This window comes from Paenibacillus sp. 32O-W (assembly GCF_007679495.1).
GTDB classification, from domain to species: Bacteria; Bacillota; Bacilli; order Paenibacillales; family NBRC-103111; genus Paenibacillus_L; species Paenibacillus_L residui.
Map to the genome: position 1 here is coordinate 16536 of NZ_VEGP01000002.1, position 15847 is coordinate 32382.

Annotated in this window: 16 protein-coding genes; 6 read left to right on the forward strand and 10 right to left on the reverse strand. The window is 48.9% G+C overall.

The features are described 5' to 3' along the window. Window positions 1-135: 135 nt before the first annotated feature. Both uvrC and trxA read right to left on the reverse strand, forming a co-directional pair. On the reverse strand, window positions 136-2178 hold the full coding sequence (gene uvrC, locus FS806_RS01010; protein ID WP_144932285.1) for an excinuclease ABC subunit UvrC: 2043 nt from the start codon (window positions 2176-2178) through the stop codon (window positions 136-138). Window positions 2179-2367: 189 nt separating this feature from the next. After that, window positions 2368-2685: a thioredoxin gene (trxA, locus tag FS806_RS01015; RefSeq protein WP_144932287.1), complete on the reverse strand. Its 318-nt coding sequence runs from the start codon at window positions 2683-2685 to the stop codon at window positions 2368-2370. Between the two features lie 402 nt (window positions 2686-3087). On the opposite strand from trxA, the gene FS806_RS01020 reads away from it, so the two are divergent. After that, the gene (locus FS806_RS01020; protein WP_144932289.1) at window positions 3088-3234 is read left to right on the forward strand and encodes a YqzM family protein; all 147 of its coding nucleotides are present in this window, start codon (window positions 3088-3090) and stop codon (window positions 3232-3234) included. 150 nt (window positions 3235-3384) lie between these two features. Here FS806_RS01020 and dnaI read toward each other — a convergent pair whose 3' ends face one another. The 3 genes from dnaI to FS806_RS01035 form a co-directional block, all read right to left on the reverse strand. Continuing rightward, entirely contained in the window at window positions 3385-4350 is a 966-nt protein-coding gene (gene dnaI, locus FS806_RS01025; RefSeq protein ID WP_144932291.1) for a primosomal protein DnaI, read from the reverse strand. A 36-nt stretch (window positions 4351-4386) separates the two neighbouring features. Continuing rightward, window positions 4387-5868, reverse strand: a complete 1482-nt coding sequence (locus FS806_RS01030) for a replication initiation and membrane attachment family protein (protein ID WP_144932292.1) — start codon at window positions 5866-5868, stop codon at window positions 4387-4389. A 185-nt stretch (window positions 5869-6053) separates the two neighbouring features. Further along, entirely contained in the window at window positions 6054-6350 is a 297-nt protein-coding gene (locus FS806_RS01035) for a YuiB family protein (RefSeq protein ID WP_186328147.1), read from the reverse strand. A 340-nt stretch (window positions 6351-6690) separates the two neighbouring features. Here FS806_RS01035 and hemQ point away from each other — a divergent pair, with 340 nt between their 5' ends. After that, on the forward strand, window positions 6691-7449 hold the full coding sequence (hemQ, locus tag FS806_RS01040; protein ID WP_144932294.1) for a hydrogen peroxide-dependent heme synthase: 759 nt from the start codon (window positions 6691-6693) through the stop codon (window positions 7447-7449). 467 nt (window positions 7450-7916) lie between these two features. On the opposite strand, the gene FS806_RS01045 is transcribed toward hemQ, so the two are convergent. Together FS806_RS01045 and FS806_RS01050 are read right to left on the reverse strand one after the other, a co-directional pair. Further along, window positions 7917-8180, reverse strand: coding sequence for a hypothetical protein (locus FS806_RS01045; protein WP_144932296.1), 264 nt, complete (start codon window positions 8178-8180; stop codon window positions 7917-7919). Between the two features lie 34 nt (window positions 8181-8214). Beyond that, the gene (locus FS806_RS01050; protein WP_144932298.1) at window positions 8215-9405 is read right to left on the reverse strand and encodes an NAD(P)/FAD-dependent oxidoreductase; all 1191 of its coding nucleotides are present in this window, start codon (window positions 9403-9405) and stop codon (window positions 8215-8217) included. Between the two features lie 519 nt (window positions 9406-9924). Between FS806_RS01050 and FS806_RS01055 the strand changes: the two genes are divergently transcribed. Together FS806_RS01055 and FS806_RS01060 are read left to right on the forward strand one after the other, a co-directional pair. Beyond that, window positions 9925-10920, forward strand: coding sequence for an NAD(P)/FAD-dependent oxidoreductase (locus FS806_RS01055; RefSeq protein WP_225312739.1), 996 nt, complete (start codon window positions 9925-9927; stop codon window positions 10918-10920). Between the two features lie 86 nt (window positions 10921-11006). Further along, the gene (locus FS806_RS01060; RefSeq protein ID WP_144932300.1) at window positions 11007-11264 is read left to right on the forward strand and encodes a hypothetical protein; all 258 of its coding nucleotides are present in this window, start codon (window positions 11007-11009) and stop codon (window positions 11262-11264) included. A gap of 19 nt (window positions 11265-11283) precedes the next feature. Here FS806_RS01060 and FS806_RS25585 read toward each other — a convergent pair whose 3' ends face one another. Next, window positions 11284-11460, reverse strand: coding sequence for a hypothetical protein (locus FS806_RS25585; RefSeq protein ID WP_186328148.1), 177 nt, complete (start codon window positions 11458-11460; stop codon window positions 11284-11286). Between the two features lie 258 nt (window positions 11461-11718). Between FS806_RS25585 and FS806_RS01065 the strand changes: the two genes are divergently transcribed. Next, entirely contained in the window at window positions 11719-12585 is an 867-nt protein-coding gene (locus FS806_RS01065; protein WP_225312740.1) for an aldo/keto reductase, read from the forward strand. 182 nt (window positions 12586-12767) lie between these two features. Here the strand turns inward: FS806_RS01065 and FS806_RS01070 are convergent, their stop codons facing one another. Beyond that, window positions 12768-13109, reverse strand: coding sequence for a hypothetical protein (locus tag FS806_RS01070; protein ID WP_144932302.1), 342 nt, complete (start codon window positions 13107-13109; stop codon window positions 12768-12770). Between the two features lie 421 nt (window positions 13110-13530). Between FS806_RS01070 and FS806_RS01075 the strand changes: the two genes are divergently transcribed. Continuing rightward, window positions 13531-13998 carry an HXXEE domain-containing protein gene (locus FS806_RS01075; RefSeq protein WP_144932304.1) on the forward strand — a complete coding sequence of 156 codons (468 nt, stop codon included), beginning with the start codon at window positions 13531-13533 and terminating at the stop codon, window positions 13996-13998. Between the two features lie 6 nt (window positions 13999-14004). On the opposite strand, the gene FS806_RS01080 is transcribed toward FS806_RS01075, so the two are convergent. Continuing rightward, the gene (locus FS806_RS01080; RefSeq protein WP_144932306.1) at window positions 14005-15492 is read right to left on the reverse strand and encodes an IS5 family transposase; all 1488 of its coding nucleotides are present in this window, start codon (window positions 15490-15492) and stop codon (window positions 14005-14007) included. Between the last annotated feature and the right edge of the window lie 355 nt (window positions 15493-15847).

Below are 15847 nucleotides of genomic sequence, written 5' to 3' on the forward strand. Positions count from 1 at the left end.
CTATCCATTCCTTTGAACAGACGCGTTTAGGAGAAACTTATACTTTCTTATATTTCAAAAAAAGTGCACCTCAAGCCCCGTTTACAGGGATCATTAAAGGTGCACTTTTTATATGCATTAAGCCGATTATACCGTTTAATCAAGGACGACTGAGTCGCCCTCCTCCTCCTCGGTCTTCTTGTCCCCGCGGAGGGATGAAAGAATAGTTTCCGCCAGCTTCTCACCGATGCCCAACGGGCGAAAATCCTCAACGGCCGCTTCTCTTATTTTTTTCAGGGAACCGAAATGCTTCAGCAGCAGCTTCCGCCGCTTCTCGCCAATACCGGGAATGGCATCCAATTGGGAGGCCACCATCGATTTGCCCCGTTGTTCGCGGTGGAAGGTAATGGCAAACCGGTGAACCTCATCCTGTATGCGCTGGAGCAAATAAAATTCATGACTGTCGCGCGGAAGCGGAACAACCTCCGGAGGATCTCCGGTCATAAGCTGGGCCGTTTTATGCTTGGCGTCCTTAACCAGCCCGCAAACCGGCAGGAACAGCCCCAGCTCATTCTCAAGCACATCCACGGCCGCCGATATCTGACCTCTGCCCCCGTCGACGACAATCATATCCGGGAGCGGCAGCCCTTCTTTCAGCACTCTTTCGTAGCGCCGCCGGATAACCTCCCGCATCGTCTCGTAATCATCCGGTCCTTGGACGGTGCGGATTTTATACTTGCGGTATTCCTTGCGATCCGGCTTGCCATCCACGAATACGACCATCGCGGACACCGGGTCGGTTCCCTGGATGTTCGAGTTATCGAAGGCCTCGATCCGGTGAAGGGTGCCCGTTCCGAGCCGTTCCCCCAAATTCTCCACCGCTTTGATCGTCCGCTCCTCGTCTCTTTCAATCATCCGGAATTTCTCTTCGAGAGCCACTCGCGCGTTATCCGATGCCATATCTACCGCATGCTTCTTGACTCCCCTTTGAGGAAAATGAACCTTCACATGCAGCCACGACTCCAGAGCTTCTTTAATAACTTCCTTGTCTGCTCCGCCTGCGTGGAACGCGTCCTCGTCTTCTTCAGCCTTACCCTCCGCCGGTTCAGCCCTTTCAGCAGGACTAAACGATCCCTCTGACTCTCCATGGACAGCTTCATCATTTGCCGCGGAAAGCTGTGCTTCGGAGCCTTCCGCCGTCTGGGGGTTAGTCGCCTCGGCATTCTCCTCCTCATTGGTCTGATGAGGGTTGGCCGGCAGATGAATTTCCTTGGGCAGAGCCGGATTCTCACTGTAATATTGGGTGACGAAGGTCAAGAAATCATCATAGGGCTCCCCATAGTACGGGAACACCGTAACATGCCGCTCGATCATTTTCCCTTGGCGCATGTACAATATTTGCACGCACATCCAGCCTTTGTCCACCGCGAAGCCGAAGACATCCCGGTCGACCTGATCGGCGACGGTAATATTTTGCTTCTCCATCACCGCATCGATATGCGCAATTTGGTCGCGCAGCTCCTTGGCCCGTTCGAACTGCAGCTCTTCCGCAGCCTCGAGCATCTTGCGTTCAAGCTCCTGGCGGATTTGTTTATGCCCCCCGCTTAAGAAACGGGTAATCTCCTGGATCATCCGCTCGTATTCCTCGGGCGCCACCTCATATTCACAGGGCGCGACGCATTGTCCGATATGATAATAAAGGCAAACACGGTCGGGAAGCTTCCGGCATTTGCGCAGCGGATACAGGCGGTCCAGCAGCTTCTTCGTTTCCTGGGCGGAATAGGCATTCGGATAGGGGCCGAAATACTTCCCCTTATCCTTAACGACCTTGCGGGTAACCTCCAGCCGGGGATGCTCTTCATTGGTTATTTTAATATATGGAAAAGACTTATCGTCTTTCAGCAGGACGTTATACCTGGGATAATACTGCTTGATCAAGTTGCACTCGAGAATAAGGGCTTCCACATTATTCGCCGTCACAATATATTCGAAGTCCCGAATTTCGCTGACCAGACGCTGGGTTTTGGCGCTGTGGCTGCCGGTGAAGTAAGACCGGACACGATTCTTCAATACCTTGGCTTTACCTACGTAAATGACGGTCCCTTCCTGGTTCTTCATTAAGTAACAGCCCGGCTTATCCGGCAGCAAGGCCAATTTACGGCGAATGTTCTCCTGAATCTGTCCGGAACGTTCTTCCATTCCGCCATCCTCCTTCCCATTATTTTGAGGTTGATGATTCTAAAACCACTTTAACAAAGTTTCAATTATATAATTTCAGGTTTCTTCTAACGAGTATGAAACGATATTTTTGCAGAACGAACGTCAAAAAAAAGCTCCTTTTCAGCATAGCAGAAAAAGAGCTTTTTTACATGCCTGTTATTTGGCAGATTATTGATGACGGGAGATAACACCCTTCAGAGCATCCTTGGATTGAAAACCGACAACCTTATCTACCGGCTTGCCGTCCTTGAACAGGATTAAAGTCGGAATGCTCATGACTCCGAAACGGGACGCAGACTCCGGATTTTCATCTACGTTTAATTTAGCGATTTTCACTTGATCGCCGATTTCACCGTCAAGCTCTTCCAGTACAGGAGCGATCATTTTACAAGGTCCGCACCATGGCGCCCAGAAATCGACCAGAACGGTTCCTGTGCTTTCCACTTCTTCGTTAAAAGACTGATCAGATACGTTTACTATAGCCATTTTATGGAATCCTCCCTTAATTGTACTATATATTTGTGGATCATGTGACTTCTACGTCAACATGTAAAGTATACCACAATCCCCCCTGTTTTCATAACCCCTCTTTGCCGGGGTATAGGTATGGCCTCTTGGGATGGCCAGCCGGGAATAATCCTCCGCTGGGAATCACAGACTAGAAAATGACGGCTCTCCCTCATAAGCAATACCCATTTATGAACAATTTATGGCCAACTTGTTACGATCAACCTCAAATGCAGGGGAACGCGGCCAGGGAGGGTTTACAACTTTCCACCCGGTTGGGTATACTGATAGGAGACTAATATGCGAACCTGCGCTTAGCTGTTATTGTGAACCGAATTGGACCTGTCAGCATTCAGCGCATTGATACAGGAGGGAATTGCAATGCTAGAACCTAATCATCCCGGTCATCATGTGAACGAGGAACCGAGGAATGACTTCATGGATGTCGCGGTGGGATTTGGCGTCACAGCCGGAGTAATGCTCCTTATAGCGGTTATTGCAACGATTATCGAAGTGGCTATGAAATAATAATGGATTTATCAAGGATAAACGGCTATCGCCGTCCTTAGGACAGGCGCGTTTGCCGATGAAATATAAGATCAGGAATCTTATATTTTGAGAAAAGTCTGAAAGGACCATGTCCCTTCAGACTTTTTCTATTTATCGGCCGGTTGCGGATTATTCCGTCTCTCCGGCCTTGCTGCGTTTATTATACCCCGTCACATGAACCACCTCGACAAAATGACGGATGCGGTCCATGATCCGTTGTCCCTTGAATTCTTCTTCGCCGTCTTTACTTGTGAAGCTGAAGTGCTTCTCGAGATCATCCAGCTCATAGTTGGAGGTGAAGAAGGTCGGCTTCCGGTTCATCCGATAGTTGAGGATGGTCCCGAGGACATGGTCCCTTAGCCACGGGTTCATATTCTCCGCCCCGATATCGTCAAGAACGAGCAGATCGGTTTCCTTCAACAGATCGATAGTTTCCTTCAGCTTCTGCGGATCCTGAAACATCGATTTCAGATCCTCGGAGAAATCAGGCATATAGACAATCGCGCCGGTTAATCCGACCTTCGCCAATTCATACAGCATATAGCACATGAGAAACGTCTTGCCCGTTCCGAAAGGTCCGGCCAAATACAAGCCTTGCCGCTGCAGACCTTGCTCCTTGGTCTTCAAGATGTAATCCATGATTTGATCGACGGCCGCAGCCCTCTCCCAGTCCTTGCTAAGAATTTCATCCGCCGAATATCCCTGGTTCAAGGAGCGTTCATCCACATAAAAGCTGCGTATCCGGCTGCGGATGGAATCCTGATTCTGCTTTGTAATAAATTTGTCGCAGCTTGCCTTGCGGTCATAAATATAGCAGCGGTCCTGAGTCGTCTCGACCGAGAGTACCGTATAATGACCCTCGAAATCATTCGGACATCGCTCCAGCCCCGGACACTGGCTGCAGTTATTCCGTTCCTTAACGAATTGATAAAATTTATTCAGATTAAGGCTAATCTCTTCATCCGTTACTTCCGGATGCAGGAGACGCCATTCGCACACGGCCGGATCAGTCGCTACTTGCTTACGAATCTCTTCCCGGTTCTTCCAAAGCGGTGTGCCGGAAAATTGTTTTAGTAAATCAGCCAGCGATTCCATCTGTCTCCCCTCCTTCCAAAGAAATCTGCCCAAGGATTACAGCTTGCCGTCCAGCTTCAATGCTTTGCGGCGCATGGCTTCGATTTCCGCCTCGGTCAACCGTTTGACGCTCTGAGGCTTGTCTGTAATAATCGGAATCTTCGGCTTGCCGGTCTTGCCGCCTCTTCCCTTTCCCCCACTGCTCCGGAGTGCTGCCTTGGCGGCCGCCTCCTGCTTATAGCGCCGCATCTCTCTTATGTATTCGACCGCCTGCTCATATGTGGAGACCTGCTTGCCCAGCATATCCGAAGCGACCGCCTCGATCGATGATTTCGCCCATGACCGGCGATCGACGTGAATGTAATGAATAAGGACATTAATTACTTCTTCGTTCAATTTATAGTTAAGATCGATTTTCTGAAAAATATCCAGAACGCCGTCCGGTACGGTCCCCTGCGGGAAAAAACGTTCCAGCACAAGCGTATAAGGCTCGTTGCGGAGAATGATATTATATTGATGAATATCGCACTGGCCTTGAAACAAGGCCGGGACTTCCAAATAATAAGCCATCTCCACCGGCTTCTCCGCGGAAGCCTGATCCTGCGGTGCGGTTTCCTTCTCCGCCTGTCCGCCCAGTTGGCGTACCATCTGCTCCTCCCGTTTTTTGCTCTGGCGGTAATACAGATTGGCTCTGTAGCTCAGCACTTCATCCTGGAGCATGCCCTCTTCGGTGAAGACATCGTCCTCGTCCAGCAGGCGGCACGTTTCCAGCAGTGTCAGCCGGTATTTCTTGGCAATCATATTGATCGCCGCCAACTGATCCGGCCGGAATTTAAGCCCCTCAACATGCTGCCTATTAATGGACTGGCGCGGGAAACGGCGAATGATATCGGCATATCCGTAGCCCTTGGTCATTACATCCGGACCCGAGGCTGCCTCCGCTCGCCCGGAAGCTGTCTGGTAGAACGCCTGCTCCAGCTCATAATCAATAATCTGCGTATTAAGCTGAAACAGATCATAGAACGGTACGGACAGATTTTCCGCTTGCGATTCACCTAGCTCTATCGGCTGTTCCGCTATAAATTCATCCTTCAGCGACAGGAGCATATATTTGCCTACCTTATCCCTGAGCAGAAGAAGCAAATGCTGGTTCTGGAAAAACTCTGCCGGCGGCAAAGGCCTCGACAGCTGATACTCGTAAATGTAGTCCTCATTGGAAGTGAGATAACGGCGGGATGTCTGCAGGAGTCCTACGGCCTCCAGCTTGGAGGTCTGCTCGATAAATACGGAACGGCCCCGCTCACCCGGGTCCAGCTCCAGGGTTAAGAACAGCTTGCGCTGCTGCTCCAGCTCGGAATAGCCTACCCGGTCCCCCGAAAGCTGTTGGTATAACGTCAAGTATACACTGACGGCAAACGCCCCGACCATCGGCTGATAAAGGCTGCCGAGCAGTCTGTAATCCAGCCCGCTCAACGAGAAATCGCGGCATATGCAAAACCTGTGATTCTCTGTAAAATGAAGCATGTTCGTTATACGCATACTACCCGACTCCATCCGCCTGTAATCTTGTATTTCTTCATTCTATCATATCCTCCATCCCTCAAAAAGAGATTAAAAGGCCAAAAACGGAAGACCCAGAATCTTCTTCAAGCGTCCTCCTAATAAACTTAACAAAAAAAAGAAAAAACCTCTGCCGAGGAGAGGTTTTTCCTGTTGGGCGGCATCTAGAACATCTTGTAGCCCTTCACGCGCAGCATCTTGATCGTATATCCGCTCATGACCGCTCCAACCAAGCCGCTGATGATGGGAAGATAATCCGCCAGGGTGTATCCCTTGATGTTTTCAATTAACGAAGCGGCGCCCCAGGACCAGTAGACAATCCCGATCACAAAAATAATATAAACGTAAATGGGAAGCCATGTTGTCTTCAGAAGCATATTGATGATGAAGCCCAGTCCGAAGAACATGCAGAAGCCCAATAAAATGAGCACGACCAACTGCACCAAGTCGATTATAATCATTCTGACTCATCCCCTATGTTCATTCCGTGCCAGCGGATTAAATATTGTCTTGATAATATTGTAGCCCAACCGAAAAGTAAAAGTAAAGGGAGAACGAAATTCCAAAACGGCAAATAGTCCGGCCACTATAAAGAAGTCAATAAATTGCCATCTTTGTAACGGCTTAGCCGTTTGCCCTCGCCCGTTGAATTGGCTACAATGAATGAAACGGAAATGATACCGGCCGTAACGATCCCCTTCGGCCATCGGCCAACAGGACCTTCTCCCCCGGGACAAGCTGCTGCTTTTGGCAATCCACTTTCCGTCATACCATGTTTTTCATTGAAGGAGTGAATATATAGTGAGCGAAGCGGTACAAACATTGGAAGGTTGGTATGCTCTGCACGATTTCCGGTCCATCAACTGGGCATCCTGGAGATATGTGAGCAAGGAAGAGAGGAAGGAAGCCATCGAAGAACTCCAGCAGTTCATGCAGGATTGGCAGTCCGTCGAGAATGATAAGCTGGGCAGCACGGCCGTATACAGCATTGTAGGCCAGAAAGCCGATCTTGTCTTCATGCACCTGCGGGAAACGATGGAAGAATTGAATGAGCTGGAGACTGCCTTTAACAAGACGGCATTCGCCCAGCATTTGCTGCCGGCCTATTCGTATGTTTCCGTCGTGGAGCTGAGCAGCTATATGGCCAAGCCCGGCTCTGATCCGATGCAGAATCCCGAAGTGGTTGCCCGGCTAAAGCCGATACTGCCTAAAACGAAACATATCTGCTTCTACCCTATGAACAAGCGGAGGGAAGGCAACGACAACTGGTACATGCTGAGCATGGAAGAGCGCCGCGAATTTATGCGCAGTCATGGAATGATCGGGCGCAGCTACGCCGGACGGGTTAAGCAAATCATTACCGGTTCCGTCGGATTGGACGACTGGGAATGGGGAGTTACTTTATTCTCCGACGATGCTCTTACGTTCAAGAAGCTTGTCTATGAGATGAGATTCGACGAGGCCAGTGCGAGATTCGGGGAATTCGGCGAATTTTATGTAGGCAACCTGCTGGATCCCGCGAAAGCGGAAGCCATGCTGGCACTGCCTTCGGACAAGTAAGAGGCTCCCGACGAAGCCGTTTCGAAGAAGAATAAACCGGGTTGAGGTTAACTAAACAAGGATAAACGCGCCCGTCCTTAGGACGGGCGCGTTTACAATGAAATATGAGAAAAACTCCTATCGGAGTATTTCATGGATGAGCGACCGCGTTTAAAGGATGTTTTTATCGCCAAATAGAATTTGAAGTTATTCAGGACGCAATAACTTATAAATTCTGATTGTGGTAAAAAAAGCTCCTAACGGAGCCATCTCGAAGATGAATAACCCGGTATTAGAGGAAGCTTTTTATGCCAATTAGAAAGTTTGTTCCATTTTAATGCTTTAATGAACTTAAACTTTCTAATGTGGTAAGAACAGGTATAGATGAAAACTTATACTTTCTTATATTTTAAACGAAGGCTGTCCGCATAATAGCTGGACAGCCTTTATTTTGATTGTATAGCGGACTTTCGCAATTCACGGAGTTTCTAGGACTCCCTTGCCTCCCCGGATTCCCGTGCCATTTCCTTGCTCTTCAAATATTCTTCGGTCGCCCTGTCCCTCTGCCGGCCTTTCTCCTTAAGCCGCTCAATGGCAGGCATAATCAGAAGGTCTATTTCCTTCTGCACGGGATAAGCCAGGTCATATCGGTTGTGGGATTCCAGAAATTGGCCGACCTCCATCAGGGCATTGTAGCGGTCCAATTCCTCCCGGGTCAACAGCCCTCTGACCTGCACACTGCAATGTCTCATTAACGGACCCTCCCAAGCTGGTTATACTATAAGGCTATAATCGGCCTTTTCTCAATACGAGCGGTATTCCTCCAATGATAAAGAGATAGCGCATGTCAACCAGCTTCTTCATGAACGCAGCGGTTGCGCCTTTCATTTTATACTTGCCGACAACCCCGATCGCTTCGCCTTTACCCAGCGAGGCTACAACCCCCTTGTTCTGGAACTTGAATTCCTTAAGCGGGGCATTGCGGATGGAGGCGACCAGATTATAGGAGCAGGTTTGCCCTTGCTGGGTAGCTATCTGCGCCGTCGGCGGGTAAGGCCTTCCTTCCGGATTCATAACGATGGAACAGTCTCCGATCACATACACATTCTCGTATTCCTTGGTGCGCAAATAAGGATCGACGACTACTCGTCCGCGCATCGTTTCCAGACCGGCCTCGGCCAGCATACGATTGCCCCGAATCCCTCCGGTCCAGATGACGGTCGAGGATCTGATTTCTTCCCCCGTTGCCAAAATTACACCCTGCGGGGTACATTCCTGGATGGCGGTCGCTATTTTAAATGTAACTCCCTTATCCTCCAGCACCTTCATCGCGTACTCCACAAGCTCGGAATCGAATCCGGGCAGGACGGTAGGAGCCGCTTCAATATTGTAGATTCGAACAAGAGAAGGATCGACATCAAATTCCGCGCACAGCCTCGGTATACGGTCGGCCAGCTCTCCTATGAATTCTATTCCTGTAAACCCGGCCCCTCCGACTACGAAAGTTAAATAATCGAGGCGGTGCGGTTCACGCTTGTACTTGGCAAACTGATACTCGATATGCTCGCGAATGAGGCGGACGCTGTTAATGCTGCGAATGTTCATCGCATATTCCTGCAATCCCGGAATACCGAAGGTTTCGGGTTCACCGCCCAATCCAATGACCAGGTAATCATAGGATATCGCGCTGTCTTCGAGAATAATCTTCTGATCATCCAATTTAATCTGGGTGACCGTTGATTTTACAAAATCAATCTTGTACTCGTCAATCAGCTTCGTAATGTCTACCCGGGCGTTCTCCGGTTTATCCGTACCGGCCGCCGGCATATGCAAATGCGTCGTGATGTAATGATAGTCGTGCTTGTTGACCAGGGTTACATCGGCTTCGTTATAATTAAGCTCCTTCTGCAATCGAATCGCCGTTACTATGCCGCCGTATCCGGCCCCAAGTATCACGATTCTTGGTATTCTGCCCATCTCTCTTACCCACTCCATAATTTTTATGTTTAATTATTCATTTATATATAATCCTTGCGTATCCCTCTCGCTGTCAAAACCATTCCGAGTCAAACCCGGGTTCCAACTTATGGAATTAAAGGATCTTTGGAGTCAGTATCATATTGTGAAAAATTACACAAGTCTATTAATGGTTTCCTATTATTATAGTTTAACACCGATGATGGGAAAATAACCTAAAGCCCTATTCTTAAGCTATGAAAAAAGTATGTCCTCTGCCATCTATTTACCCATTCCTTAGACAGGATAAACCGAACCTGTCCAAATAGCAAGCATTAAATTTGAGCCTGTAATCATCGATTGCACTCCCGGACGGTACGAATTCTTTACATGATAAATTTAATTATTTTATAGGCCGGTTGTTTTTGGGCCGGCTTTTTTCTCTTTCTGCCCTTTTAGCCCGGATTCGGGTTCCTTTCCCGCCGGGCAAAGCTTATAATTATAATCGGCAGGTATTAACCCACGGAGGTGTTCTTCATAGTGTCAGCTAATGGTCAAGGTCCAGTAGATATTCTGATCATCGGGGGAGGTCCCGCCGGAATGTTCGCGGCGTTCTATGCGGGAATGAGACAGGCATCCGCTAAAATTATTGAAAGCATGCCGCAGCTCGGAGGCCAATTATCTGCTTTATATCCGGAAAAGTACATATACGATGTGGCCGGGTTTCCGAAAGTGCGTGCGCAAGAGCTGATTGATAATCTGTCTCAGCAGATGAACCTGTTCCCGACGGAAGTTTGTCTGGAAGAAAAAGTTGTGAAGGTAGAGAAGAAAGAAGAGCGTCTGTTCGAGGTGACAACTAACAAAGGCGTTCATTACAGCCGCGCGGTTGTCATTACGGGCGGAATCGGGGCCTTCCAGCCCAGAAAGCTTGATTTGCCGGAAGCCTCCCGGTATGAGAATTCCAATCTGCATTATTTTGTTAAGGATCTGCAAGCCTTCGCCGGACAGAAAGTCGTCATTACCGGAGGCGGGGATTCCGCCGTAGACTGGGCCTTAATGCTGGAGCCTGTAGCTGAACAGGTTACACTGGTTCATCGCCGGGACAAATTCAGGGCGCATGAGCACAGTGTGGAGACCCTTATGCAATCCAGAGTGAATGTCGTCACTCCGAAGGAAATCGTACAACTGCATGGAGAGGACCGGATCCATAAAGTAACGCTTAAAGATATCCAGTCCGGGGAGCTAACCGAAATGGAAACGGGTGCGGTCATTGTCAATTTCGGCTTCGTGTCCTCGCTCGGACCGATTACGGAATGGGGGCTGGCCATCGAGAACGGCTCGATTGTCGTCGATTCCCGTATGGAAACCTCGATTCCCGGAATTTTCGCCGCGGGGGACATCACAACCTATCCCGGGAAATTAAAGCTGATTGCAGTAGGCTTCGGAGAAGCGCCAACTGCAATAAACAACGCTAAAGTGTACATAGATCCGAAGGCAAGATTATCCCCCGGACATAGCAGCAATATGAAATTTTAATCATCGAATGCTAGAAGGATGGGCACCCTATTCATATATCGCCGGCTTATCTTCCGCCGGCCTCTATGAAAGGGGTGCCCATTATTTTGTCCTATTATTGCCCGGTTTGCAATGGACTGGAAACCGCCGAATGGTCCTGTCCGCTGTGTGGAAAGACTGCTGAAGACTTCGGACGCTTCAATGATTACCTGGGACCTTATTCCCCCTACCGCCCAATAGAGGATTTATCGCTCACCAACGGATTTGCCGATGTCGCCAATCATTGCTGTGTACATGTCTTTCACTGCGAGCACTGCTCCCACAGCTTCTACGCCTTCCTTCCCGAAAGACCGGCCGGTACCTAAGCCGGCCAGATCGTTTTCCTTATTCCTCTTCGACCTCCCAAGCAATGCGGATCAAATCGTTGGCCCAGTTCCGTATTTTCACCTCAATGACCGCCTCGATCTCCTCCTCGGAGAAGCCCTCAAGCTTGTGATCCTCTATCGTAAGCACTTCATCGATTTGGTGTTCTCCTACCATCAAATTCACTTTTATGTTCATTCCGCTCCCCTCCCTGCTCTTTATAATTCTCCATCCGGACTCGATTTCCCTTGCATGCCGGATAAGGATCTTTATGACAAGTCGGGCAATCGTATTGGGTCAAAGGCTTCGCTCATTGACGACAATCCCCCCTCTATCCCGCCTGCCTTTAAAAAGATGAAAATTGGGAAGCCGGCATTTAAATCATTAGTGTAGGATTCCGCTGTGCTTTAAATTATAATAAAGGGGAGTTGATCCATTTTTTAGGAGGTGCGAATTATGGGAGCTGCAAATCAGATGCCTACTCGTCGATTAGGAACTTCCGGGTTGCAAGTAGGGGCAATCGGAATGGGATGCATGCCGCTGTCCATACAAGGCCGCCCGGAAGAATCCGAAGCGATACGGACGATTCATACCGCTTTGGAGCAAGGAGTGACTTTATTCGATACTGCGGATTCGTATTGTTTGGACGATCGGGATATCGGACATAACGAGAAATTACTGGCCAAAGCTCTGGACGGGGTATCCCATGCGATTATCGCCACCAAGGGAGGAACCGTCCGCCCCGAAGGAAGATGGGTGCGCAACGGACATCCCGAGCATTTGAAGGCTGCCTGCGAAGCAAGCCTGAAGGCGCTGGACCGGGAAGAAATTATGCTATATCAACTGCATGCGCCGGATCCCGATGTTCCTTATGCCGAATCCGTTGGTGCTTTGGCCCGCTTGCAGGAGCAGGGCAAAATTGTACATATCGGCTTATCCAATGTATCGGTTAGGCAATTGGAGGAGGCTTTAAGTATCGTAACGGTCGTCAGCGTTCAGAATCGGATGCACCTGTTCGATCGCTCCTCCATGGATGTTCTCCGCCGATGCGAGGAATTGGGAATCGCCTTCCTTCCCTACAGCCCTTTAGCCGGGATGGGTCAGGCAGGCAAGCTCGGGGATCATGAGAGGATCCGGCAGATAGCCGACAGGCATCAGGTATCTCCGCAAAGAGTGGCACTGGCTTGGCTGCTGCAGCTCTCCCCTGTGATGCTGCCGATCCCCGGCGCAAGCCGCGGAAGCACGATTACCGACAGCGCAGCGGCCGCTTCCCTCACCCTTACCGCGGATGAAATGGCTGAGCTTAATGCGATGAACGCTTAGCACAACGCTGCCAAGTGACGCATGCCTTGTAATCGCAGGAATTGGTGCATCCTAACCTTCATCCATTCACGGTCGCTCTTCCTGTCTTGCTTCGATAGTGGTTTATACAATACTTTGCAGAGACACCGGAGCAAAAAAAGACCGCCTCCTACCCAACGGAGGCGATCCACTTTTTTTAGCGGCTACAGCCTTTGTACCTGAACATACGGGACCTTCTTGATTTCATAGGTTCCTTGCAGAGCTTCTTCCTTAACCACCCCGAGCTTGATTAAGCCGGTGATTTTCGCTGGATCCGCTTTGGACATCAGCTTCCACAGCGCATCATCGTTAAACCGGTTATAAAGGTCTTCGTCTCTATACTCTCTTCGTTCCTGAATCCCGATTTTCAACCGGTATTCCCCTAGGTCCGAATCAGTCTGCTCCGGGAAAATCCGCAGCAGTTCATTTCTTAATCGCTCCAAATCCCGTTCAATCTGCCTTTGCTGTTCTTTTAAATCGAAATAGGCCTTCAGCTTTTCCTCCATCGGCTTCCGTCCCCTCTGTTTTTCGCTATATATATGCGAGGAGACCGCCTTCCATAACCTAACCGGGATACACTCTACTTACCATATTGCAATCGCCAAAATATTCCTGTCACAATTACCCAGGAAATAAAAAGAGGACTTATGTTCGCATAATGCCGAAAAACAAAAAAAGCGCTCGAAAATCGAGCGCGAATTGAAGAGAAGAAAAAAAGGTTATGAAGACAGAATTTCGATGTATATCGAACTCTGTATATTTAGTATAGCATAGAGTATATATCATTTCATTGGTATGTTTTCCCAAAGTATTACCTAAATCAGCAGACTGTTATCTTCTGATACCAGCTTTTCAGATCATATGAAGCCCTTAACTATTTTGAAAGCTTGAAAAATATAGTAATGTAAAGGATAAAGGGGGAATTCCATGCTTTCATACATAGATTCAGCCGTCAGCATCCAATCGTTAATATGGTTATTTCTTGCCGCATTCATGCTGCATGATTTCGAGGAAATCATCCGCATGGAAAATTGGTTTCGCAAAGCCGGCAGGACCGTTATTCTGAAGGTGCCCCAGCCGTTTGATAAAATAGTCAGCTCCGCTTCACAAATTACAACCGCACAGTTTGCGTTTGCCGTATGTGTTGAGTTTATGGTGTTCGTTCCCGTTACATATTTAGCAGCCGAACATAATCATTATTTGCTGTTCATCGGCTTCAATGCCGTACTGCTGCTCCATGTTTTTATGCATATCGGGCAGGCACTGTTCGTTCGAATGCTCGTTCCGGGTGTGACAACGGCTGTTTTAATTACACTGCCTTATACGTTGTATCTTTTTTATCGGTTGCTTTCGGAGCATTTGATACAGTGGAGCGATTTAATTAGGGCTTGCTGAACAAATCTAGATTGCCGTGCGAAAGCGAAAAAACCGACATATTAATAGTGAGCGTATGAGGGAAGAAAGAACTCGGAGCATGTGCGCCAGGTTCATCCCCATCAGTTGCAACGCGATGACCGTTTCACTGGTTTCACGCAGGCGTGTTTGAATAAGGCCAAGCCCATACTTGCGCTTCCCTTCACCAAATTTGCCTTCGACGGCATTTCGCATGCCAGCATCATGCTTTGCGAGTTTTCGTTGTTCTGTTTGCTTCTCTTTTGACGGTCTGCCAAGGGCAGGACCGCTCAACCGGATACCGTTAGCCTTACAGAAGTTCAGGTTCTCGCGGTTGCGGTAAATTTTGTCCGCCAGTACGACTTTCGGGTAACAACCGAATCTCGTTTTGTAGGACTCCAGGGAGTCGATGAGTGTGGTGCCTTCATTGAAGTTATCCCATGCTTGCTTCTCAAGCATCGCGTATCCATTCACCATGCTGATCGCGATCTTTGCACCAAATTCAACCTTGGCCTTCGCCTTCCCTCGCACAATCGGGCGAACGTGGGGTTGGGTAAGATTCACGATGCGATCATCGATCTGATGCGAGCGCTGTTGATACATCGTCAACTGCTGACGGTAGAGTTCTTGCGTCACCAGCAAGCTTCTGTACTGAGCTTTGCTTAAGGCTTCCAATCCGATATCGCTGGCCATGGCTTCGATGATGCGCAAATCGCGTGCGACGAACTTGAGCTGTTTCCCAATGGCCTTCCGCACCTTGGCTTGACCGATTTTCCGTTGCTTCGCGACCGTCAGGTAGGCTTTTCTTGCCTTCTCCCGGTACGTGCGCGGTTTCAGTTTCTTGTCGATTTGCTCCGCATGCAAAGTATCGATGATCGCCTCCATTTTCTCTCGGGCTTCGTTTAACAACGAGAGATCGGTCGGATACGCGATGTCGGCGGGAGCACAACTCGCATCTAGGATGAGCGTACCTTGATTCGGATCTTCCTTGTCGGTCTTCTGTTTCGCTGCTGCACGTTTGCCAGTAGATCGGCTGCCGCCGCCAGATGCGTGATCATCTTCATCCGCATCGATTTGCTTCGCTCCTTCTACCGCGATCCATTCGTTGATTTGGTGTAGCGTATCCGCATCCAAACGTTTACGAAAGTGTGTCATCAGCGAATGATGAAAGGGCTCGCGATCTTGAAAACCAGTGAAGCCGATGAAGTACTGCAAGTACGGGTTTTCACTGATCTGTTCTACGGTTTCGCGATCGGTTAATCGAAGTTGTTGTTGGATGAGCAGGGCACCCAATGCGACGCGTATCGATACAGGCTTTTGCCCCTTCATGGTTTTCTTAAACGCTTTCGCATAGTGATCTTCTACCTTCGTCCAGGGAACGAGACGTGCGAGTTTAACCCAACGATTATCTTCGCGTAATTTCCCGCCGAACGGGAGATAGAAATCGCCGGGTAGCAAGAGTTGATTTCCGGTTTCATCGATATATTGGTATTTCATTATTGTCACCTCATGTGCACGGTTTTTTGTTGAATTTCACGATATTCCATGCATATGATTTCGACAAAAAGTGCCCTAAACCCTTGTGATTACTAAATTTTTGGTCCGTTCAGCAAGCCCTAATTACAAGCTTGCCGTTCGGGCTTCTCTTGCTTCCTATCGTAGGGTTCGGGCATTATCTGGGCGGAAAACTGGTGTCCCGGTGACGTTACAACTATATATAAAAAAATAACCTCTCAAGCTTGGAGTTATCCCCGCCAGCCTGAGAGGCATTGTTCATTAAGACCTAATGTTAATTACCTGACTCCTCAACAATGGTCATCTTGCATTTATCCAAAGTATTTCGACCATAACC

Bases quoted from the DNA above. Each gene is read 5' to 3' on its own strand.
- uvrC (WP_144932285.1), bottom strand. From the start codon at position 2,178: ATGGAAGAACGTTCCGGACAGATTCAGGAGAACATTCGCCGTAAATTG.
- trxA (WP_144932287.1), bottom strand. From the start codon at position 2,685: ATGGCTATAGTAAACGTATCTGATCAGTCTTTTAACGAAGAAGTGGAA.
- FS806_RS01020 (WP_144932289.1), top strand. From the start codon at position 3,088: ATGCTAGAACCTAATCATCCCGGTCATCATGTGAACGAGGAACCGAGG.
- dnaI (WP_144932291.1), bottom strand. From the start codon at position 4,350: ATGGAATCGCTGGCTGATTTACTAAAACAATTTTCCGGCACACCGCTT.
- FS806_RS01030 (WP_144932292.1), bottom strand. From the start codon at position 5,868: ATGCGTATAACGAACATGCTTCATTTTACAGAGAATCACAGGTTTTGC.
- FS806_RS01035 (WP_186328147.1), bottom strand. From the start codon at position 6,350: ATGATTATAATCGACTTGGTGCAGTTGGTCGTGCTCATTTTATTGGGC.
- FS806_RS01045 (WP_144932296.1), bottom strand. From the start codon at position 8,180: ATGAGACATTGCAGTGTGCAGGTCAGAGGGCTGTTGACCCGGGAGGAA.
- FS806_RS01050 (WP_144932298.1), bottom strand. From the start codon at position 9,405: ATGGGCAGAATACCAAGAATCGTGATACTTGGGGCCGGATACGGCGGC.
- FS806_RS25585 (WP_186328148.1), bottom strand. From the start codon at position 11,460: ATGAACATAAAAGTGAATTTGATGGTAGGAGAACACCAAATCGATGAA.
- FS806_RS01065 (WP_225312740.1), top strand. From the start codon at position 11,719: ATGGGAGCTGCAAATCAGATGCCTACTCGTCGATTAGGAACTTCCGGG.
- FS806_RS01070 (WP_144932302.1), bottom strand. From the start codon at position 13,109: ATGGAGGAAAAGCTGAAGGCCTATTTCGATTTAAAAGAACAGCAAAGG.
- FS806_RS01075 (WP_144932304.1), top strand. From the start codon at position 13,531: ATGCTTTCATACATAGATTCAGCCGTCAGCATCCAATCGTTAATATGG.
- FS806_RS01080 (WP_144932306.1), bottom strand. From the start codon at position 15,492: ATGAAATACCAATATATCGATGAAACCGGAAATCAACTCTTGCTACCC.